Origin of the sequence: Cellvibrio sp. KY-YJ-3, from assembly GCF_008806955.1 — a bacterium.
GTDB lineage: Bacteria > Pseudomonadota > Gammaproteobacteria > Pseudomonadales > Cellvibrionaceae > Cellvibrio.
Genome location: NZ_CP031727.1, coordinates 4,368,583 through 4,391,310, shown reverse-complemented (window position 1 = coordinate 4,391,310; position 22,728 = coordinate 4,368,583). Strand labels below are relative to the sequence as shown.

11 protein-coding genes are annotated in these 22,728 nt (G+C 48.0%); 8 read left to right on the top strand and 3 right to left on the bottom strand.

What is annotated here, in order from left to right:
* Window positions 1-244 precede the first annotated feature (244 nt).
* Entirely contained in the window at window positions 245-3,628 is a 3,384-nt protein-coding gene (locus D0B88_RS18550; RefSeq protein ID WP_151059017.1) for a LamG-like jellyroll fold domain-containing protein, read from the top strand.
* A gap of 275 nt (window positions 3,629-3,903) precedes the next feature.
* Window positions 3,904-5,094 carry an RICIN domain-containing protein gene (locus tag D0B88_RS18545; RefSeq protein WP_151059015.1) on the top strand — a complete coding sequence of 397 codons (1,191 nt, stop codon included), beginning with the start codon at window positions 3,904-3,906 and terminating at the stop codon, window positions 5,092-5,094.
* 119 nt (window positions 5,095-5,213) lie between these two features.
* Here D0B88_RS18545 and D0B88_RS18540 read toward each other — a convergent pair whose 3' ends face one another.
* Window positions 5,214-6,791 (bottom strand): glycoside hydrolase family 43 protein, encoded by a 1,578-nt coding sequence (locus tag D0B88_RS18540; protein ID WP_225318462.1) that lies wholly within the window; start codon window positions 6,789-6,791, stop codon window positions 5,214-5,216.
* A 521-nt stretch (window positions 6,792-7,312) separates the two neighbouring features.
* Here D0B88_RS18540 and D0B88_RS18535 point away from each other — a divergent pair.
* Window positions 7,313-8,851 (top strand): methyl-accepting chemotaxis protein, encoded by a 1,539-nt coding sequence (locus tag D0B88_RS18535; protein ID WP_007646141.1) that lies wholly within the window; start codon window positions 7,313-7,315, stop codon window positions 8,849-8,851.
* A 17-nt stretch (window positions 8,852-8,868) separates the two neighbouring features.
* Entirely contained in the window at window positions 8,869-9,156 is a 288-nt protein-coding gene (locus tag D0B88_RS18530) for a hypothetical protein (RefSeq protein ID WP_007646143.1), read from the top strand.
* Between the two features lie 70 nt (window positions 9,157-9,226).
* Here D0B88_RS18530 and D0B88_RS18525 read toward each other — a convergent pair whose 3' ends face one another.
* Window positions 9,227-10,858, bottom strand: a complete 1,632-nt coding sequence (locus D0B88_RS18525; protein ID WP_007646146.1) for a sodium:solute symporter — start codon at window positions 10,856-10,858, stop codon at window positions 9,227-9,229.
* Between the two features lie 496 nt (window positions 10,859-11,354).
* Between D0B88_RS18525 and D0B88_RS18520 the strand changes: the two genes are divergently transcribed.
* A complete protein-coding gene (locus D0B88_RS18520) occupies window positions 11,355-14,000 on the top strand; it encodes a TonB-dependent receptor (RefSeq protein WP_151059013.1) in 2,646 nt (881 codons plus the stop codon).
* A gap of 117 nt (window positions 14,001-14,117) precedes the next feature.
* Here the strand turns inward: D0B88_RS18520 and D0B88_RS18515 are convergent, their stop codons facing one another.
* A complete protein-coding gene (locus D0B88_RS18515; RefSeq protein WP_151059011.1) occupies window positions 14,118-15,623 on the bottom strand; it encodes a tryptophan halogenase family protein in 1,506 nt (501 codons plus the stop codon).
* 198 nt (window positions 15,624-15,821) lie between these two features.
* Between D0B88_RS18515 and D0B88_RS18510 the strand changes: the two genes are divergently transcribed.
* From D0B88_RS18510 to D0B88_RS18500, 3 genes are all read left to right on the top strand, one after another.
* Complete coding sequence (locus D0B88_RS18510; RefSeq protein WP_151059009.1) at window positions 15,822-17,285, top strand: family 43 glycosylhydrolase; 1,464 nt, start codon at window positions 15,822-15,824, stop codon at window positions 17,283-17,285.
* Between the two features lie 153 nt (window positions 17,286-17,438).
* Entirely contained in the window at window positions 17,439-19,853 is a 2,415-nt protein-coding gene (locus D0B88_RS18505) for a glycoside hydrolase family 127 protein (RefSeq protein ID WP_225318461.1), read from the top strand.
* A gap of 625 nt (window positions 19,854-20,478) precedes the next feature.
* The gene (locus D0B88_RS18500; protein ID WP_151059007.1) at window positions 20,479-22,524 is read left to right on the top strand and encodes a glycoside hydrolase family 97 protein; all 2,046 of its coding nucleotides are present in this window, start codon (window positions 20,479-20,481) and stop codon (window positions 22,522-22,524) included.
* The last annotated feature ends 204 nt before the right edge of the window (window positions 22,525-22,728 follow it).

Sequence of the window (22,728 nt, the reverse complement as noted above, 5' to 3'; positions counted from 1 at the left end):
TGAGGGCTGTCTGTGCGTGGCCACAGACAAAAAGAGCCTAGTTATATTTATCTTTCAAATATAATACTATTGTATGACTATTTTGGTGTCAACTGATGAAATTGCTTTCATAGGTGTTTACTCGCTGAAAACTTTGTGACACCATAATTGTTAGTATTATTGTATGACTAATGATGTGGCTCATCAGTTACTACCTAATATCTGACCCAACTAATAAGTAATAACTACAGTGAGAGGTTACCCGATGAAACTTCATAAACTAGCGCTCCTCATAGGTGGCGCCGTGCTGGTCACCGCCTGCGGTGGTGGATCGGACAACAAAGGTAGTGAAATCCCTGCCAATGTTGTACCTGAAAACGTGAGCCTACCTAACCCTACCGTCAATGCCGAAGCCATTGTTTACAACGACATGGCGGTGCATGACCCTTCTGTTATTAAAGCAGCTGATGGCACTTTTTACGTGTTTGGCTCGCATTTATCAGTGGCAAAATCCACTGATTTGATGTCTTGGACACGTGTGGCTGACGGTGTAAACGACCAAAACCCGCTATTCAATACCTATTCATCTGAGATCGCCGAAGGTATTGCCTGGACCGATGGCTATGTCGGTAACTGGGCTGCCAATGTGATTCAGGCGCCCAACGGCAAATATTGGTTTTATTACAACCACTGCGGCCAAAACGACCCACGGGAAGTTGTACCCACAGAGGTGTGTTTCCATCGTTCGTATTTAGGCTTGGCGGAGTCAGACTCCATTGAAGGGCCTTATGTCGATAAGGGCATATTTTTACGCTCTGATTATCGTTCGCCAGAGGAGTTCGCCAGTTTTCCGCTGGACAACGGTCAAACCACCTATGATCGTTTCAAGGATCCGAACGTGATTGACCCTACAGCCTTCTATGACAAAAACAATCAAATGTGGATGGTCTACGGTTCCTATTCCGGGGGCATTTTCATCCTGAGAATGGATGAAACCACTGGCAAACCTGAGGCTGGTCAAGGTTACGGTAAGCCTTTGACCGGAGGCGGCCTTGCTGCGGTTGAAGGGTCTTTTATCGTCTACAACCCGGACGCCGACTACTACTACATGTTCACCTCAATCGGTGGTTATAACGCAACCGGTGGCTACAACATCCGTGTTTCCCGCTCCAAAAATCCCGATGGCCCCTATTTGGATGCGGCAGGTAATGACATGTTACTCGCCAAGACCAATACCGAAACGCTTAGCAAATACGGTGTGAAGTTAATGGGCGGCTTTAACTTTGTCTCTGAAGTGGGCGATGTTACCGACAGCTGGGGTTATTTGGCGCCAGGTCATAACTCTGCTTACTACGATGCAGCCACCAAAAAGACTTTGTTAGTCACCCATACGCGGTTCCCGAATCGCGGTGAAGAGCACTCGGTGCGTGTGCATGAAATGTGGGTCAATAAAGACGGTTGGTTAGTTTCTTCGCCGCAGCGTTATGCGCCTATCGAGGGTACCAACGTAGTGGATGCTAATGATCTGGTGGGCGATTACCGTTTCATCAATCACGGCCTGGATACTAATTCTGTCGCTCATAACTCGGTTTATATCCGCCTGAACGACGACCGCACCATCACTGGTGAAGTGAGTGGTTACTATCGTCTGTCGGACACTGACAACAAGCGCATTACCCTGGTGTTGGGTAGCGATACCTATGAAGGTGTAATGGCGTGGCAGTGGGATGCAGCAGCAGCGCGTTTGGTACCAACTTTCTCCGCGATATCGACTAAAGGTGTTTCGGTGTGGGGTTCCCAGTTGGAGGCGCGTACTACCGGCGAAAACCTGACGGCAATTGCAGATGATTTGTCCTTGCCTGCGGAATACGTAGATCCAACCATGACTGTGCCATTGCGCGGCACCCGTGCAGCCGAGATTACCTGGGTATCGAGTAATCCGGCGGTGATTAACCTCAAGCGGGACAAAAAAACCGGTGAGTTAACTGGTGTCGCTCACGTCAATCGCCCCAGTGCAACTGCCGGTGATCAGGATGTAACCCTGACTGCCACTATCACCTTGAATGGTCAAACCCAAACCAAGAGCATGGTGGTAAAAGTATTGGCGTTGCGTTTGGCTCCAGCGACCGCGCAGTTCAAGTTTGATGGTGATTTGGTCGATGCTACCGGCACTTTCGCCAGCGCTACCACAACGGGCGACCGCATCGACAATACCGGTGGAGTGGCGGCTTATGTTGAAGGGCGCGATGGTCAGGCCATCAGCCTCAATAACTACGGCGTGCGCCTGCCCGATGGCATTATCAATAACTACCAATACACCATCTCTTACTGGTTGAAACCTGCTGCCAAAACCTGGTTTACCGCCAGTTTCTTTGGTGCTGTTGGTTTTGATTGGATCAGTCTGCCATTGGAAACCTGGTGGGATCAAACCTTCAAGGTATGGCATATATCCACTGCCGTTGGAGTAGGTGATACCTGGTGTGCTTCTGGTGTGGCACTGCCATTAAATGAGTGGACTCAGGTTACGCTTTCAGTAGATCAGGGCCTGGCCACGGTTTATTTGGATGGTGTGAAGAAATGTACGGCTAATGGTGTAGTCGATTTATTTAGCAACAATGTTGGCATCTTTGGTTTAGGTGTGAACTACTGGGATACTCCCTACAACGGTCTGATTGACGACTTCAAAGTCTACAATACCGTGCTGACTCCCGAAGAGGTTGGTTTGCGTGAACCCGGCAATATGCCCGCTGCCGATGTACTTGCTGCCGCCAAAGCGGGCTTGGAGCTGGGCGATCTCTCGGGCTTGAAGAGCGACATAGATCTGCCATTGGCGGGTGCTTATGGTGTGGCCATCAGCTGGTCTTCCAGCAATCAAAGCGCAATAGATGCTGTTGGAACCATTACCCAGCCCAGTGCTACCGAGCCGGATGCAACCGCAACACTTATGGCAACCCTGAGCTACGGCGGCCTCACCGAAACGAAAGCGTTTGAAGTGGTGGTGAAATCCAAGGCGCCTCCAGTGCCGCTGGCTACTTTCTCATTTGAAGATGATTTGAGCGAAACCAGCGGTGTGTATGCAGACGGCACAGTGGTAGGCAATCGCGTCAATGTCGCTGGCGGTTCAGTCAGCTATGTGGACGGCGCCAAGGGCAAGGCACTGGTGCTGGATGGTAACTCGGGTGTGCTCTTGCCTGACAACCTGATCAACGATCACTCTTATAGTATCTCGATCTGGCTGAACTTGACTGCGGGAACCCAGTACACACCGGCGTTCTTTGGTTGGGCGACTGACTCTAGTTGGATTAGCGTGGTACCGCGTGGCCCGGGTGATGCGCAAAACACTATGCTCTGGTCAGGTACTGCCTGGTATGACGGGACATTCAACGCCAAGATCCCAACCGGCAGCTGGAGTCATTTGGTGATGGTAGTGGAAAACGGCAGGTTGACTACCTACATCAACGGTGCACAAACCAGCACTATGGCGGGATTCCCCGACGTATTTACCCCTGCAGGTGATACTCACTTTGCATTGGGTGTGAACTATTGGGATATCCCCTATAACGGTCAAGTTGACGAGCTGAAAATCTATGACGAAGTGTTAACTGCAGATGACGTAGCAATTATTAACGCACGGGACTCTGCGGAGTAAGTCGTCTTGATAAGTTCATAAATCGGTACAAAAAGGCACCTTCGGGTGCCTTTTTGTTGCATGTGGTTTTGTGTGACTAAATTTTGCTCAGCAGAGTGGCTGCTATTTACAAGCCATCCCCCAAGCTCTATCGTCACTTAAAAATATAATAATACTAATAAGGCGTAATTAAATAAGGCAATAGACCGGTCGATCCAAAGAGGCATTCCCGCCCTGCTGCTTATCAATCCTGATAAGTGGATTCCCTAATAAAGATAAAAGTGGAGATCGAATCAATGAAACGTATTTCGTTATTTTTTGTATTGGCGTTCAGCATGCTGCTGAGTGCCACCAGCCATGCGGCGCTGTCTTCCGGGCGCTACGTCATAGTATCCAAGCTCAACGGTAATGCCTTGGATGTCGCCAACTTCAGCACGGCCGATGGTGCGGATGTGATGCAATGGTTCGTGTTGGGTGGCAATAACCAGCAGTTTGATGTGACCGCCCTGAGCGATGGCACCTATTCCATTCGTGCTGTACACAGCGGTAAAGCGCTGGATTTATACGGTTGGAATACTAACGACGGTGCAGAAGTTCGCCAGTGGACTTACACCGGTGCCGATAACCAGCGCTGGTACATTAACGACACCGGCAATAATTATTACTCCATCACCGCCAAACTCGGCGGTCGCGCAATGGATGTGTGGCAAATGAATATGTATGCCGGTGCGGAGGTGAATATGTTCAGCTACTGGGGGGGAGCTGGGCAGTTATGGGCTTTCCAAAAAGTGGGCAGTGCCAGTGAATGTGTTGCGGGCGCCACGCTAACTAATCGTTTTGTTAATTGCGGTGGCAAAACCATTGGCTTGAGCTGTGCCAGTAACAGTGAAACCCAGCCGGCGGTGTTAACCCTGAGGAACTCATCCATCCGCAATGTGAAGCTTGCGGCCAATGGTGGTTCGGACGGTATTCACTGCAACAGCGGCAACTGCACCCTGGCGGACGTGGTATGGAATGATATCTGTGAAGACGCGGCGACTAACAAATCCGAAGGCGGCACCATGACTATTGTGGGCGGTTCAGCTTATAACGCCTCGGGCAGTGGGTACGGCGGTACACCCGATAAAATCTTCCAGCACAACTCCAAAAACAGCACCACCATTGTAGCTGGCGGCTTTACCGCCACCGGCACCAACGGCAAGTTGTGGCGCTCCTGCGGTAATTGCTCAAGCAATGGCGGCCCGCGCAATCTGTTGGTTTACGATGTGAATATCAACGGGGCGATAGGCAGCATCGCCGGTGCGAACCGCAACTTTGGCGATAAAGCGACTATCCGTCGCTTGAAGATTAAAAATTACGTGCGCGGTAAACCGCCGGTGTGTGAAGAGTTCCAGGGCGTGCAAAGTGGCAGTTCATCCACCAAGTACGGCGAATACTGGAATACCGCCAGCTGTGATGTTTCTACGGGCGATGTAACCGCGTTGTAAGTTAAAAACTCGTGAAGTTGAAAAACTAACGGGGTGGAAGTGCCTCTTTGTACTTAATAACCGGGCGTTGCGCCCGGTTTTTTATGGATACCCGCGTTCGCGGGCATGATGAAGGAGGTTTAATTATTCCGGCTGCCCCACACAGAAATACCAGCAGTTGATTGTGCACTGAATGTCACCACGAAGGTTTTGCTGTTGGGGTTCCACTGGCGCGATAAAACACCTTTAAAACTCTCATTGCCAAGTGTCAGGTCAATTAAATTATTGCCCTGCGCGCTCCAGCTTCCGCTCACTGCACCAGTCACACTGCCATCACTATTAAGGGTAATAGTGGATGAGGTTTTCAGCGTGGCGCTGATGTCTTTACCGTGGTTGATGTATTTGTAACTACCCGCTACTTCGCTGCCAGCAATGGTTTTATCCAATGTGGTCGGATTGCTGCTGAGTGGTACATAGCGATAGGGCGCCGCGACCGGCCAGCCATCGGCATTAAAAAACAGTTCATGGGTGCGAATTTCATGTTGCTCACCACGGCCGGGGAAACGGGTGTGGAAAATCAGGAAATATTGATCCGACTCTTCCTCGTAATAGGCCGAGTTGTGCCCCGCAGAAACATAACCGTGTTGTGTGCCTGTCTCGCCAGCGGCTAACGCGAACTGGAAATTGCCCATCAACTTTTGCCCGTGAGGTGCGTAGAGCACGTCGTCAAACAGTTTGTTGGGGTTGCCTTTTACCGTGGACATATCGGTGCCCGCGGCATCCAAATAAGGGCCATCAGGGTTCACCGAGCGCGCGACGCGCATGTTGTAGGCACCAATTGCATCCAGCCCGCCAAAAGAGGTGAACATATAGTAGTAACCGGTTTGCGCGTTATAGAGCACATAAGCGCCCTCGATGCGCGCGTGATGGCCGCCTAACAGGTGTTTGCCGTAGCCTTGGCCGGGTTTGGCTAGGCCGGTGGCTTCATCCAGCTCCAGAATAAAAATGCCGCCGGAGTAGGAGCCATACATCATCCACAGCTTGCCGTTTTTATCAAAAAATACATCCGGGTCTACTGCGTTGGGGTGGACTTGGGCGTCGTATACCGTGCCGTCTTCACTGGCCTGACCCCACATGCCGGACTTGAGCATGATTTGTTTGTTCACATAAGGGCCTTCAATGTTGTCGGCTACCGCTACACCCAGCGCTGAGCGGGGTGAATCGCCCTTGCAGGAGTTGTAGTAGAAGTAGAATTTGCCATCGTCCAGCTGGATAACATCCGCGGCCCACAAGCCGGTTACCTCTGACCAGGTAAAGGTGTCTGCCAATTCGGTAGTGACCTTATTGCCGAACAAGGGGTTTTGGTTATTCACGCCATCGGCCACCTTGGTCCAGTTCATCAAGTCGCTACTTTTGGCGGCAGCTAAATGTGAGCCAAACACATAGTACTCACTGCCTACTTTTACCACTGAGGGGTCGTGTACCGCCGCGTTGGTAAAATTGATATTCACGGTTTCACCGGCGACTGCACTGCTACTGGCCATGCTGGTCGCGCTGCTACTAGTGGCCATTTCGCTGCTGCTTATGGTTGCCACACTGCTGGCGGGGGTGGGGTTGTTTGCACTGGGTGAACCACCTCCACCGCCACCGCAGGCAGCAAGTGCCAGCGCCAGTGAAAAGGGGAGGAGTTTTGCGCTGTGTTTTAGTAAAGGCTTCATTGTGGATACCTTGGGTTAAAAATTGCTGGATTACTTTTAATATTTATATATAATAATACAAATGGTGGTGCACAAAAGATAGCAATATCGATACAGTGCCCACCGTCATCGATTGTTGTATGTGTCCCGAGTCTTATCCCTTTGTCGTTGGATGGTGTTAGTTTTGTTGATGACACCACTTTTTGCGCCGCTAGTACTTGTGTTAGCGGCTTTTTTTTGCCTGTTCGGTGAGCCTTAGCTATAAGTAAAAGGACGGATTTATCAGATATGTGATTTTTTTGTGATGCTTTTCGCAAATAACCGGCTTATCTTCGTCTTTTATTGCTTTTTTGACTAACAAGAATTCTACAAATAGCAATTGCCAATATTGACCTATACTTAACATTCAGTGTTTTTATCGTAACTAAAAGATAAATCGGGGTAGGGCGCTTAGTTGGGTGCTTTATTTGACTGACAATTTATCCGCTGGTGCGGTAGTGCTGGATCATAGCGACATAAGAAAAATTATCTGAGAGGTTGGTGTGAATAATTTATCGCTCAAAATGAAAATCCTCCTAAGCGTCACGCTTAGCTGCGTGGCAGCAGTGGTGGCTACGGCAATAGTAACGGCACAATCGGGTATCGAGACGGCGCGCGATACCATTATTAAGGATACCCAAACCCTGGCCCAGGTATTGGGTGAGGCCAGTGTAGGTGCAATCACGTTTGATGATGCGGCAACGGTAGCGGCGTCACTCAATGCTTTGAAGCTCAGCCCCCGTGTGCAATCGGCGGCCATTTACAGCGGCGGTAAACCCTTCGCTTGGTATGTGCAGGGTGTGAGCGAGGCCGATGCCAAAAGCCGCATATCTACACAAGCGCCTTCCGTCGGCATGACGGAAGCCAAAGGGCAGTTAACTATTACCGAGGCAATTCAGTCCGACGGCCAAACCCTGGCGTACATCTCCATGGTGATTGATATGGCCGAGGTGCAAACCATTGTGGCTCAGGCGTTTAATCGCTCGCTGGTAGTGGTGATTGTGCTCAGCTTGCTGGCCTTGGCGGTGTCATATGCCGTGCAAAAAAGTATTGTTGGGCCAATCAATAACATAGTGGAAGCACTGCGCAATATTTCGGAAGGTGAGGGCGACCTGACTCGTCGCTTGCCAGTTTCTGGTCGCGATGAAGTGGCAGAATTGGCCAGCTGTTTTAATCGCTTTGTTGAGCGCTTGCAGGGCATTATCGGCAACGTGATTCAAACTGCCGCAAGTGTGCGCAAAGATGCACAGGTATTGTCCGCCACCGCGCGTGAAAATGAATTGGCAATCCAACATCAACAAAACGAAATCCAGCAAATTGTTACGGCGATTCGCGAGATGGCGGCGGTGGTAGATAACGTTAGCCAAAGTGTGAGTGAAACCGCCAACCAATCACAGCAAGCCGATAGTGCTGCCGCTTCTGGCAAACAAACAGTGGCGCTCACTATGGGGCAAATCCAATCCCTCTCTAACGATATTAAAACGGCTGCGGGTGTGATTGATCAGTTACAACAGGAAACCCAAAGCATTGGTTCGGTGTTGGATGTCATTCGCGGTATTGCCGAGCAAACCAACTTACTTGCACTGAACGCGGCAATTGAAGCGGCGCGCGCCGGTGAACAGGGGCGTGGTTTTGCGGTAGTGGCCGATGAAGTGCGCACCCTGGCTTCGCGCACGCAAACATCCACCACCGAAATTCGCGAAATGATCGAGCGCTTGCAATCCGGTTCGCACAAAGCGGTAGAAATGATGTCGGCGGGCAACGCACAAGCGGGTGCTTCGGTGGAGCAAGCGGGTCAAGCGAGCGTGTCGCTGGAAAATATTACCTCTATCGTGAGTGTGATTCGCGATCGCACCAACCAAATTGCTGCCGCGTCCGAACAGCAAAGTGCTGCAACACGCCAAATCGAAAAAAATGTGCAGCGCATTTCCAATGTGGCCGTGGAGTCGGCACAAAGCTCCAGTCGCATTTGTACCAATACTGAACATCTGGCAGCCGCAGCCGACCAGCTTTCCGAGTTGGTGAGCCGCTTCCGCGTATAAAGCAGAGGAGAGAGACAATGAAAAAATATGTAATTGCGTTGACACTAACCGCCGCCTTATCCAGCGGTGCTTATGCTTGCAGTAAACCGGCCACCAAACCGGAATTTCCGGACCCGGCAACGGCAGTAAGTGCACAGATGGTCAAAGCAAACAACGATGTAAAAGCTTACGTAAAAGCAATGCAGGATTATTTAGGTTGCGCTGGGTTAAGCCGTTCAGCCGAGAAAAAAGAATTGGATGACTTGAAAGCCTATGCAGAGAGTTTTAACGTAATTATTCGTGCTTATAAAGCGAAGGCTGGTTAAATCCCTCCCTCTCCTCCCCCTTTGAAAAAAGGGGAGGGGGATTGGCTTGTAAAAAAAGATTTAAATATCGCTACCAAAACCGCACATAAATCGCTGCTGTAATCCCCACAATTATCAGGGTATGAATCACATCCCACTTATCAATACCGGCACGAATTTCAGCGCGCTGTGCCGCAGAAATTGAACCATAGGTTAACCCTTGTAACTGCTCATCGCTCGCCACTTTGGTGAACAGGCTTACACCAATCACCAATACACAAATCACAACAAATAATAATGAGCAGTAGTAGAGCCAATTCATGGCCACCAAGCTGTACAGGAAGCCATCGGGATCAAGTTGATCTTTAAAAATGGTTAGCACTAAACGCAAAATGCCCAATACAAATCCGCTTACCAACCCGATAAAACCGGCAGCAGGTGTAATGCGTTTGGAAAATACACCCAGCAAAAATACGACAGCAATGCCCGGTGCAATCAACGCTTGCACTAGCTGTAAATATTCGTAGAGCACATCGGACACCATTTGCATTACCGGAATCCACACTATGCCGAGTAAAACCACCACTACAGTGGCGGTGCGGCCCACGCTCAAAAGTTTTGTTTCGCTTGCGTGTGGTTTGAATTTTTTATAAAAATCGATGGTGAATAAGGTGGCGGAGGAATTAAACAGCGAGGCCAGGGAGCTCATCAACGCAGCGAGTAAGCCGGCAATCACAATACCCTTAATACCTGAAGGCAATAGTTCCGATACCAGTGCCGCAAAGGCTTGGTCTGCACTCTCAATATTTATTTGCCCTTGTTGATGCAGCGCATAAGCGATCATGCCGGGAAACAGGAAAATAAATACCGGCAACAATTTTAAGTAGCCCGCAAAAATAGTCCCGCGCCGCGCCGCTTGAATCCCTTTGGCGGAAAGCACACGCTGCACAATGTATTGATCCGTACACCAATACCAAAAGCCGATAATAAACGAGCCAAAAATAACACCCGGCCAAGGAAAATCCGGGTCACTGGCGGCGCGAATCAAATGCATTTTTTCGCCATTGATACGTTCCAGTTCAGCAAAACCGCCCACCTTCTCCAAGCCTACGACCAGAATGACCAGTGAACCGATAATCAACACCGGTGTTTGCAATACCGAGGTCCACATAATGGCTTTCATGCCGCCCAGCACGGTGTATATACCTGTCACTACCACCAAACCAACAGCAGCGATCCAAAAGAAATCGATACCCCACATACTGTCGATACCGAGTACTGTTTTCAGTACCACACCACCGGCATACACAGTGACCGATACTTTGGTGAGCACATAACTCACCAGCGAAATAAACGACAAAAAAGTGCGTGAGTTGGACGAGTAACGGCGCTCCATATACTCGGGCATGGTGTACACCTTGCTGCTCCAGTAAAACGGCGCGAACATCCAACCGAGCAACAAAATAATCCAGGACTGTAACTCCCAGTGCGCCATCGCCATGCCCGTTTGCATGCCTGCGCCCGACAGCCCGACCAAATGTTCCGAACCGATATTGGAGGCAAAAATGGATGAACCAATTACCAGCCAGCCGGCATTGCGGCCTGCCAGAAAATAGTCAGAGGTGTCTTTTTCTTTTTCAAATAGCGACCAGACCACTACCGCGACTAGCAACAGCATAAAGCCAGCTAGCACAGCCCAATCGAGCGTGGAAAAGTGAATCATGCGGGTTACCTTTTATTCTCAGTCTGTAGTTATTGTTGGGGCTATTGTGACGCCCTGCGCCAGGGTAAGCCCGGCATAATCATACGTAAAGCAAGGTATTATTGTAATATAAAAATTGTATCAAATAGCGATTTGCAAGCCTTTCTTGCTGTTTCCAAATGAATAACCCTCCATCGCGATAAAACCTTGTTTTCTGCACACTTGGCGCTAGCTCTCGGGTGAAAGTGCTACTTTTGGTAATGCTCCGGTGTTTTTACATAAAAAATACTTTTCATTTGTTGACGGAAAATGCCGTGAAGACTAGTATTTTAATTGTCTTACAATATGCCTAATTATTAGGCGCTGGCTAACAAAAACGAGCCTGATCGTTTTGTGCGGAGCAGGCAGAAATACCGCGCCAGACTAAGACAGTGCTGCAAGAACACCGGTTTTAATAATAACAATCGCTCCATCGGACACTCCGAATAAAAAGGGCGATTGACCACGGGAGATAGTCATGTTCAAGAAAAAAACACTCAGTTTATCGATTGCAATGGTTGCAGCCTTGGGTTCGTCCTACGTGGCTGTAGCGCAGGAAGACGACGGCCTTGAAGAGGTTGTTGTTACCGGTATTCGCGGCAGTATGTCCAAAGCGTTGGATATCAAACGCGAGAACACCCAAATTGTTGACGCAATTGTTGCTGAAGACATTGGTAAATTCCCTGACAACAACGTAATTGAAGCTATGTCACACATCACTGGTGTGCAGGTGGGTGTGGATGTTAAAGGCGAAGGCAGTAGCGTAGTAATTCGTGGTTCTGGCGACATTGTTACAACTATTAATGGTCAGCAAGTATTTACCGGTGTCGGCCGCGGTATGGCACTGCAGGATATTCCTGCAACTCTAGTAGCAGGTATCGAAGTTTATAAGTCCACCTCTGCCGATATGATTGAAGGCGGCGTAGGCGGTGTTGTTAACGTGCGCATGCGTCGTGCATTTGATTTTGATGGTTTCAAAACTGCAGTTTCTTTGAAAGGAACTTACAACGATCAGTCTGAAGAAACCGATCCAAACCTGAGTGCATTGGTTAGTAATCGCTGGGATACCAGTGCGGGTGAATTCGGTGCATTACTGAACGTTGCTTACATGGAAAGTAATTATCGTGAAGAGGCAGTATGGGGCGGCGGCTTTTTCCCCTACACAGAAACTGGTGTGCCTATTGCTGGCTCCACACCTGGCGTAGCGCTGGACACTTCACCCGACAATGATTATGTATTGATGCGCGATGCCGCAGGTGCATGGGATCGTTACGGCTTGAACAAGCGCCCTGCAGTGAATGTGTCATTACAGTGGGCGCCGAGTGACAGCCTGGAAACCTATCTGGATATGTCATACCAAGGCTACGAAGGCAAAGGCAATATGTCCTTCCTGTTTACTCGTACCGATGCGCAACAAAAACCTGGCACAAGTTACACCTATCATGAAGGCACTAATGTTGTTAAAACTGCCCAAACCGTTAATGCATTTTTGCTGACCAGTACGCAAGCATATGAAGCTGAAACTGAAAGTATGCAGTACACCACGGGTTTGAACTGGGATGCGAATGACAAGCTGAATGTCAAAGCTGACTTGAATTATCAAACATCTACCTTTGATAACACCGGTTTGATTCTCGATTTCACCAGAAATGCGCCTACCCTGAATGTTGACTTCAACCAAAATGGTGCAGTGGCGTTGGATTACGGTGATCTCGATTTAACCAGCACTGACGGTGTGGGTGTTGCGACCTTCTTTGATGGTTGGACTCATTCCAAGGGCACAGCTTACGCTGCGAAAGTGGATGCCGATTATCTTGTTGACTTTGGGCCGATTGAAAAATTTGAATTTGGTGTGCGTTATAGTTCGCGCAATGCGGAAAATCAGGACGTGCAAAATGTGCGTTGCTGCGGCCCATTGCTGTCCGATCCACGTCTGAATGGCATTGTTGATAAGACGCCGGGCGATTTCATGAGTGGTGTAGTGACATTTCCTCGCCAGTGGCTGACACCATCAGTTGACTGGATGTTGGATGCAGAAAATCAGGATACATTGCGCAACCTTGTGGGTTTCAACTACACCGGCAGACCGGCGTATGACCCTACTCGCTACTTCGATATTACTGAAGATACTACGGCGATCTATGGACAATTCCACTACGCATTCGATGTGGCTGGCAAAGCAGTTGATGGTGTGGTGGGAAGCCGTGTTGTAAACACCTCTTCTGATTTGACAGGTTTCCAAATTGATGGCGACACCAATGTTGCCACCCAGGTAACCTTGAATGCTGACGACACAGTGGTATTGCCAAACGCGTCTTTCCGCATCAGTTTGACCGATACGCTTACTGGTCGTATTAACGCCTCACAAACACTGACTCGTCCTGCTTTCGGTGATTTGAACCCTGCATTGACCTTGCGTGCACCTATCGCTGGTCAAATCAATCAAGGCACTGGTAGCGGCGGCAACCCGAATCTTGAGCCCATTGTGGCAACTAACTTTGATGTTGCTTTGGAATGGTATTTTGCAGAAGACAGCGCCCTGACCGGAACTATTTTCAATCGCAATTTCACCGACACTATCGTGCGTAAAACTACCATCGTTGATATCGGTGGTGTGCCTTACCGATTGGATCGCCCTGAAAACTCTGGTGAAAGTGACTACACCGGTTATGAAGTGGGCTTCCAATATTTCCCGGATAACTTACCGGCGGTATTGCAAGGTTTGGGTGTCCAATCCAGCTACACTTATATTGATGGTGAGTTGAAGCCTGAGTCAGGTGCTGCGAAGACCGAGCTGTTTAATGTATCCAAAAAATCTTATTCGGTGGCATTAGCCTATGAAAAAGAAAAATTCGGTGCACGTATTTCCTACGTCTATCGCGATGCATTTAAGGGCGGTGAAAACTTCTGTTGCAGTATGCCAATCGAAATTATGGCGCAAGACTACGGTTCAACTGACGTGAGCATGAGCTACAACGTGACCGACGATATTATCCTGACCTTGGATGCTACCAATATCTTTGGTGACAACTTCCAGGATTATTTCGGCGATGCCACTTTGTTTAACCGTGATACCGTTCGTTTTGCTAAAACTGTTTCTGCTGGTATTCGCGCTTCTTTCTAGGTTAGCCGAATAACTGTTGGAAATGAAAAGGCCGCTCAATTTGAGCGGCCTTTTTTATAATTAATGAATTGAAAATTTAAAAATAAAAACGAAGTAATAGAAAAGCCATTGTAAATATTAGTAATGGATGTTCAAACGTTTTTTGTGATCAATAAAATATAAATTGCCGATGTTGTTTAATTTTTCCTGCAAGGTTAACTCTATGTTGGTTGGCGTTATGTTTGCTTTGGTTGTGCGTAAATGGGTAAAACGCCCCATGCCCGCGAAAATGCAAAACCAAGATTCAGGTTTATACACTTTTGCGCGTTGCTGCTTGAACAACAAATCCATAAAATCACCTTGGTTATCCCAGCAGGAAATTAAGGCTTCCAGCTTGGTCGATGGTTTGGCTTGTTCGCGGCAAGCGCGCCAGTAGGTGGTATCGGTTCGGGTGTTGAGCAGATAATGGGTAACAATGTAATCGCGAATTCCGTCAATTAATTCGTTAATGTAATTGTTGTAGTTTTCTTTGGTTGTTTCGCTAACTGGCTGGTCAAAACAATCTACAAAATTTTCCAACGTGGATTGCACGATTGCCAGAGCTGTAGCCTCAAGTGGTTCGATAAAGCCTTGGGATAGCCCAACCGCCAAACAATTCTTTTTCCAGTGATTATGAATGCGACCAACGCGCATGGTTAAGTGACGTGCCGGTGAATCTTTAGCGGCATCGCCCAAATGATTGCGCAATTCCTGCTCGGCCTGTTCGGGGGAGATGAAATCCCGGCTGTAAACATAGCCATTACCGTAGCGGTTAGTGAGTGGGATTTTCCATGCCCAACCATAACCTAAAGCAGTTGACCGTGTGGCTGGTACGATCTCTTCATCAATCGCTGTTGGTAGTGTTACCGCTGCATCATTAAATAAATTTTCTTTGAACGATAAAAAAGGTTCCAGCAGGGTTTTACCCATCAACAAACTGGCAAAGCCAGTGCAATCGATAAAAAAATCAGCACCTATGCTGCCGTGTTGTCGGGTTTGGATACTGCTTATGTCACCCTCAGCGGTAAGTGTTACTTGTTCTACATTGTCGATGAGGTGGGTCAGTCCCAGTTGTTTGGCGCGGTCACGCAAAAACTTTCCCAGCAACGCTGAATCAAAGTGATAGCCATAATTAACTTGATTGCCTAACTGAGGGTCGGTTGGTAGTGGTGCTTTATTTGCTTCCGCCAAGTGATAGGCTAAAAAATATGAATTTGGGTGTGGGCTCGTAGTTAATCCTTGTCGCTGTTTGTTTGCTGCTGCGACAAAAGCGTGGGCACCTTCCTGATCCCAAGCGGTATAAAAAGGGTGGAAATAACTTTCGTATTCGGGGATTTCGCCCCAATTATCAAAATAGATTCCAGCTTTATAGGTGGCGTTGCAGGCGGGCATCCATTCTTTTTCGGCAATGTGCAGATAGCTAAAAAATTTTCGCAGCGCAGGTGTTGAACCTTCACCTACGCCAATAATGCCAATGTCCTCAGACTCAACGAGCGTGATTTCCACTTGGTGTGTTTTCCACGCGTGCAACAATATTGAAGCCGCCATCCAGCCGGCAGTGCCGCCGCCAACAATCACAATTTGTTTAGGAACTTGATTTTGCATAGATAGGCCTGTTCTTCAGGGGTTATTTATTTTGGTAAAAGCTGTGCTATACGGCTGATATGTGATTTGTATAATGGTAGTATTGTAATACAAAGTAGCATAAAGCCAAGAACGAGCATTTTCCTAGTTGGTTCTGTGTCGTCGTGGCTTTTTGCAGTAACAGCTCTCCCACAATAATTAATAACTAAGGGTTTTTCTATGTGCAAAGCTATCCAGCTATTCAGAAATATTTTTTTTATCCTGGTGTCATTATCGAGTATTAATTCGATTGCATTAACGCTTAATGGCACAACCGATATTCACGATCCCTCTACCATTGTGAAAGATGGAAATACTTATTGGACTTTTGGCACCGGTGGTGGGGCCAGTAATTTTCCAATCAATGCACTTTATTCCACCGATTTGATTAATTGGCAGCGTGGCCCATCCCCCGTGCCTGCCAATACCTACCCGAGCTGGATTGGCAACAAAGTGCCGGGGTTTGACGGCAATTTTTGGGCGCCGGATTTAATTGAAATGAATGGCAAATTTTATTTGTACTATTCAGCTTTCTCCGCAACATCTGGTATGCGCTCAGCTATTGGAGTGATGGTTACCAACTCGCTCAATAATCCCAATTGGCAGGATTTGGGCATGGTAGTTTCTACCGTGGACGAAGGCACGTTAAGCGGCCAGCCAGTTAATACTATTGATGCAGGTTTATATCGCGATGCGCAAAATAATGTGTGGATGATTTATGGTTCGCACTATGCAGGTATTTTTGTGCGGCAAATTAATCCCAATACCGGGTTGCTGATGAATTCCACTCGTTACCCGGTGGTGGGAAATAATTATGCATGGAGTGAATTTGAAGCGGCGCAAGTAAAATACATCAATGGTTATTACTACATGTTTGTTAACTTGGGCGAATGTTGCCAAGGCAATAACAGTGATTACTACTTGGTAACTGGCCGCTCCACTAGCCCCACCGGGCCATTTCTGGATAAGAACGGTGTAAGCCTGTGGAATTATGGTGGCAGCACTGTATTGATGTCTGATGGGAATTATATTGGCCCTGGTCATTTTGGTTATTTCTACAATAATGGCCAGCACCTTGCGTCTATCCACTATTACGATGGCACCACCTCCACTGGTTGGCCTGCGCGTTTGGATTTATTGCAGATGACTTTTTCTAATGGTTGGCCGGTATTCAGTCGCAGTTTTACAGTGAAAAGCGATAACAATGCGCGTATCAGTGGTACTTATCGCATTACTCCTGCGCACTCGGGGAAATCCTTGGATGTAGAAAATTGTGGTGTGGCAGCAGGTACTAACCTGCGTCAGTGGGGCTGGTTAAATAATAATTGCCAGAAGTTTATGGTTTCACGTGTTGATGATGTTTGGCATCGCATCTCGCCAGCCAATGCAATTGGCTTGGCTTTTGATATAAATTCTTTTTCAACTGCTGATGGCGCCAACCTTATGCTGTGGAATTACACAGCCACTCACAACCAACTATTTCGTTTTCAAGCGGCAGGCTCAGGGCGTTATCGCATAGTGAATCGCAACAGCGAAAAATGTTTAGATATTGCAGGAGCCTCCAGTGCGGATGGCGCCAATCTCAATCAATGGCAATGTGTTGCCAATAGCACCAATCAAATGTTTACGCTGCAAGCGCAATAATAATTTTCATGGATGGATGCGTTCGCGGGTGTGACGAATGGTGAATATCTAAGGGCATGCTTAACTCTATGAAAAGTTAAGTTAAATCCCGCTATTAGTCAGTAATAAATTTTATATTCCCGCCATTGGCGGGAATATTTTTTTGGAGGTTTTATGATGAATTTGGTTAGCTCTCTGCGTTTAGTCACTCTTGGTTTTAGCTTGTTTATGGCGTCAGCGCATGCCCTTGAGCTAGCTCCCACCCGCGATGTGCAATTGCTCGATAGCCCCTTCTTGCAAGCGCAACACACCAACAAAGAATATTTAATGGCGTTGGACGCAGAGAAATTATTAGCACCATTTCGCCGTGAGGCGGGCTTGCCGTTTAAAGAGACTTACGGCAATTGGGAATCCACCGGGCTGGATGGCCACATGGGCGGGCATTATGTGACGGCGCTGGCCTTGCTCTATGCCGCGACCAAAGACGAGGTGGTGCTGCATCGGTTGAACTATGTAATTGCGGAATTAAAAAAATGCCAGGACAAGCTAGGCAGTGGTTACATTGGCGGTATTCCTGACAGCAATAAAATGTGGAGTGAAATTGCGCGCGGTGATATTCGCGCCGACAACTTCTCCACTAACGAGCGCTGGGTGCCCTGGTACAACCTGCATAAAATCTATGCGGGTCTGCGCGATGCTTATTTATATGCAGGCAACGAAGACGCCAAAAAAATGTTGGTGCGTTTGTCTGATTGGACTATTGAACTCACCAAAAAATTATCACCTGAGCAAATGCAAACCATGCTGCGCACCGAACACGGTGGTATGAATGAAGTATTTGTGGATGTGGCAGAAATCACGGGCGATAAAAAATATTTGAAACTGGCGGAGGCTTTTTCCCACCAAGCGATATTACAGCCGCTGGAAAAACAGCAGGATCAATTAACCGGCCTGCACGCTAATACCCAAATCCCCAAAATTATTGGCTTTAAAAAAGTAGCCGATGCGACGCACAACGAAAGCTGGAATAAAGCCGCAGAGTTTTTTTGGCAAACCGTAGTAGACAAACGCACCGTGGCGATTGGTGGCAACAGTGTGAAAGAACACTTTCACGATAGCCATGATTTCACCGCGATGATTGAGGATGTAGAAGGCCCGGAAACCTGCAATACCTACAATATGCTCAAACTCACCCAGTTGTTGTTTTTATCTTCAAGGGATAACTCAGCAGCGGATATGAAAAAAAGTAAAAACAATCCGGCGATGAAATACGTGGATTATTACGAACGCGCCTTGTACAACCATATTTTGTCCTCCCAGCATCCACAAACTGGCGGCTTGGTGTACTTCACCTCTATGCGCCCCAATCATTACCGTATGTATTCGCAAGTGCATGACGGCATGTGGTGCTGTGTGGGTTCTGGTATAGAAAACCATTCCAAATATGCCGAATTTATTTATGCGCGTGACTTAAACAAAAAAATACCCGAAGTGTTTGTGAATTTATTTATTCCCTCGCGCATGACTTGGGCAGAGCAGGGCATAAGCCTTACCCAAAATACCCAATTTCCTGATGCAGAAACTACCGAACTGGTAATGGAAACCAGCAAGCGTTTTCGTTTGCAATTGCGCTACCCACACTGGGTTGAGGCCGGTCAGCTGCAATTACGGATAAACGGAAAAGCGGTGGAGGTAAAACAACAACCGGGCGATTACATTGCGCTGGAACGCCGTTGGAAAAAGGGCGATAAAGTGCAATTGGTATTGCCCATGAAACCCCGCCTGGAAAAATTACCCGACGGTTCAAACTATTATGCGGTGCTCCATGGTCCCATTGTACTTGCGCTGAAAGCCCAGCCATTTGTGACCGAAAAAATCAGCTATTTTGCGGATGATTCACGCATGGGGCATATCGCCTCCGGTCAGGTATGCCCGCTGGAAGCGGCGCCATTTTTGTTGGGTAATAGCGATGAGTTTATCCAGCAATTAAAACCCGTCGCCGGTAAGCCGCTAACCTTTAACGCCAGCGGTTTAATCAATGGCCAGAATCTTCAGCAGATCGAATTAGTCCCGTTTTTTCGTGTGCATGAATCGCGTTACGCATTGTACTTGCCCTATAGCACCGCGGAGGATTTAGAAACGTCTCGCGCCAAAGCTGCTGCTGAGGAAAAAGCGCGCTTGGAGTTGCAAGCCAAAACTATCGATCAGGTTGCCCCTGGTGAACAACAGCCAGAGTCAGACCATTTTTATAAAGGCGAACAAGCGGAAGCGGGTTTATATAATAATCGTCACTGGCGCCACACTCGCGCGTGGTTCAGTTATGAATTAAATGATAAAAAACAGGAAGCCAAAACTTTGCGCATTACCTACGCAGGAATTGATTCCGGCAGAAAATTTGAAATTCAGTTGAACGATGTGGTGATTGCCAAGGTCGAATCCACCGGCAATACGCAGGAGTTTTTCACCGTTGATTATGCGATACCTGCGGAATTAGTAAAAAAAGCCAAAGATAAATACACCCTGAAATTTGTCGCGACACCGGGTTCAATTGCGGGTGGTATTTATGGGGTGAGGTTGTTGCGGGAATAGCTTTTTAGCGAGTGAACTTCTAAAAATATACTTTTGTCATACCCGCGCACGCGGGTATCCATAAAAATAATAGTTCGAATTGTTTGTGGTTTTATTTTCTGTTGTCACTGCTTTTCAGATTTGTGAAGTGAAATCCATCATTGCACTCCCCAATCGTTAAATCCCAATCGTTAATCCTTATCTTTAACCCCACCCTTCGTAGTCTTAGGAACAGTGTCACTGAGTCCTGCGAGCTTCTGTCCAGCGATAAAAAAGTGGTCGCGGGGTAACTAAACCGGTAGCTGGCTTTGGCTGTTGCAAGGTGAAAACTATGCCCTCCCCACAAACCTGGGGTGCTGGTTTGGTTTGGCACCAACACAACGCCAAGCAAATATATAATACAAATAATACTATTGACTTATTAAAACAAAGTGCTTTAATAAAGCGGGTGTGCCGTATTGTTTGATTTTTAAGCTGCTCGGTTTCACGTTCATCTCCTGTCGCGAATGCGACTTTGTATGGGCCGGTGAATTATTCACCGGCTCTTTTTTAACCGTTGTTTTTTGGTTAGTTGCTATAACGATAATCATAAATTCACCCCGGGTGCAGCCTGTTGTGGTCGGTGGTTTTACGAGGAAATGTCACTATGAAAAACGTTCACAAGATCGTGTCGTGGGGTACTGCGTCACTATGGTTGTTGGTCGGGCTGGTACTGGGTTGTGGAGGAGCGCTTCACGCGACTGCCAAAGAATCGCTGATACTGGCATCACCCAACGGTCAATTGGTCGCTGAGGTAAGCATTGATAAGCATATTAGTTACACCCTGACCCAAGGGGATAAGTTGCTGTTGTTGCCCTCGCGTTTGTCGCTGGAAGTGGCCGAGGTAAAGAAATTGCTGGATAAGCCCCAGCTGGCGAAGGTTTCTCGCCGTAGTGTCGATGAGGTTATTGCTCCGACTTTACCGACTAAATCCAAGGAGATTCGCGATCACTTTAATGAAATGACAATTGAGCTGGCGCAGCCGGTATCAATCGTATTCCGCGCTTATAACAACGGTATTGCCTACCGTTTTGTAACTCGGATTCCCGGCCAGGTGCAGGTGGACGACGAACTGGTGGAGTACAACTTCAGTCAGGGCGACAGCGCTTGGCTGCCGGTGGAGGAGGGTTTTTATTCCCATAACGAGCGCAGTTATATTCAAAAACCCTTGGTGCAATTCAAGCGCGATACCCTGAGCAGCTTGCCCGCATTGGTGGCAACGGCCAACGCCAAGATATTGATTACTGAATCCGACCTGCAGGACTACCCTGGTTTGTGGTTAAAGGGCACGGGTAAAAATGCACTTGCAGGCACCTTTGCGCGCTTCCCCACCAAGGTAGAAATGGAACCCAATTCAGACCGTAATGAGCCGGTGAAAGCCCGTGCCAAATACTTGGCCATCACCAAGGGCGAGCGTGCTTTTCCCTGGCGGATTTTAGCGGTAGCTAAAAATGATGCAGAGTTACTGACCAACCAATTGGTTTACCAACTTGCTGAGCCTAGCCGTATTGCCGATACCAGTTGGATCAAGCCCGGTAAGGTCGCATGGGATTGGTACAACACTAACAATCTATTTGGTGTGGATTTTAAGGCGGGTGTGAATACCCAAACTTACAAGCACTATATCGATTTTGCCGCCGAATACGGTTTGGAGTACGTGATCCTTGATGAGGGTTGGTACAACCTGGGCGATTTGCTGTCCACCGCGCCGAATATGAATATCGAGGAACTGGTGGCTTATGGCAAACAAAAGAACGTCAAAATCGTGCTCTGGGTAATTTGGAAAACTCTCGATCTGCAATTTGAGGCGGCTTTTGATCGCTTTGAAAAGCTGGGTGTGGCCGGTATCAAGGTCGACTTTATGCAGCGCGATGATCAGGGCATGGTCAACTATTATTGGAAAGTCACCGAGGAGGCGGCAAAACGCAAATTGCTGGTCAACTTACACGGAGCCTATAAACCTGCCGGTTTGCAGCGCACCTTTCCCAATGCCATCACCCGCGAGGGCGTAAAAGGTCTGGAGTGGAATAAATGGAGCTATGAAAGCACTCCCGAACACAATGTGACCCTGCCTTTTATTCGTATGGTGGCGGGCGCTATGGATTACACCCCCGGTGCTATGTCAAACGGTATTGGCCCGGCAGCGTTTAAAAATGTGAAGTTTGATGGCAAGGCGCCGGATCATCAGGATTTCAGCATTCGTTTCACTCGCCCCATGAGTCAGACGACACGTGTGCATCAAATGGCGATGTTCAGCGTTTTTGAAAGCCCGATGCAAATGATGGCAGACACGCCGTCCAACTATCGCAAAGAGGCTGAGTCAGCAGGGTTTATTGCCAAGGTGCCAGCGGTGTGGGATGAAACCCGCGTGTTACACGCAGCAGTAGGCGATTACCTGGTGGTAGCACGCCGTAGTGGTAGCAATTGGTTTATCGGTGCCATGGGGGATGAATTTGCCCATGAACTTACCGTGGATCTGTCATTCCTACCGGCCGGAAGCTTTGCTATGGAGAGTTTTGCCGATGGTATCAATGCCGATTTTTGGGCTGAGGACTACCAGCGTAGTGAGCGTCAGGTTAGTCGCAGTGACCGCTTCACCATCAAACTGGCTCCTGCCGGTGGTTGGACTGCACGGTTGACGCCCCTGAAATAATATTTTCCACAACCCAGATCCCTTATTTCATGGGGTCTGGAGCCTATCTGTGGTGGTTCACTCAGTGCGCGGTAGAGCAATAATTAGCTGCGCACTTCATATAAAAATTAATGCCAAGTTAACTCTCTTAATTACTATAAATATTATATATATAATTATTGATTAATTAATTCAGTGTGATTTAATTATGTTTGTCGGTTCCGG

Coding starts and splice junctions, on each gene's coding strand:
- D0B88_RS18525 (WP_007646146.1), bottom strand. CDS start 10,858: ATGATTCACTTTTCCACGCTCGATTGGGCTGTGCTAGCTGGCTTTATG.
- D0B88_RS18510 (WP_151059009.1), top strand. CDS start 15,822: ATGTGCAAAGCTATCCAGCTATTCAGAAATATTTTTTTTATCCTGGTG.
- D0B88_RS18530 (WP_007646143.1), top strand. CDS start 8,869: ATGAAAAAATATGTAATTGCGTTGACACTAACCGCCGCCTTATCCAGC.
- D0B88_RS18545 (WP_151059015.1), top strand. CDS start 3,904: ATGAAACGTATTTCGTTATTTTTTGTATTGGCGTTCAGCATGCTGCTG.
- D0B88_RS18540 (WP_225318462.1), bottom strand. CDS start 6,791: ATGAAGCCTTTACTAAAACACAGCGCAAAACTCCTCCCCTTTTCACTG.
- D0B88_RS18515 (WP_151059011.1), bottom strand. CDS start 15,623: ATGCAAAATCAAGTTCCTAAACAAATTGTGATTGTTGGCGGCGGCACT.
- D0B88_RS18520 (WP_151059013.1), top strand. CDS start 11,355: ATGTTCAAGAAAAAAACACTCAGTTTATCGATTGCAATGGTTGCAGCC.
- D0B88_RS18505 (WP_225318461.1), top strand. CDS start 17,439: ATGATGAATTTGGTTAGCTCTCTGCGTTTAGTCACTCTTGGTTTTAGC.
- D0B88_RS18550 (WP_151059017.1), top strand. CDS start 245: ATGAAACTTCATAAACTAGCGCTCCTCATAGGTGGCGCCGTGCTGGTC.
- D0B88_RS18500 (WP_151059007.1), top strand. CDS start 20,479: ATGAAAAACGTTCACAAGATCGTGTCGTGGGGTACTGCGTCACTATGG.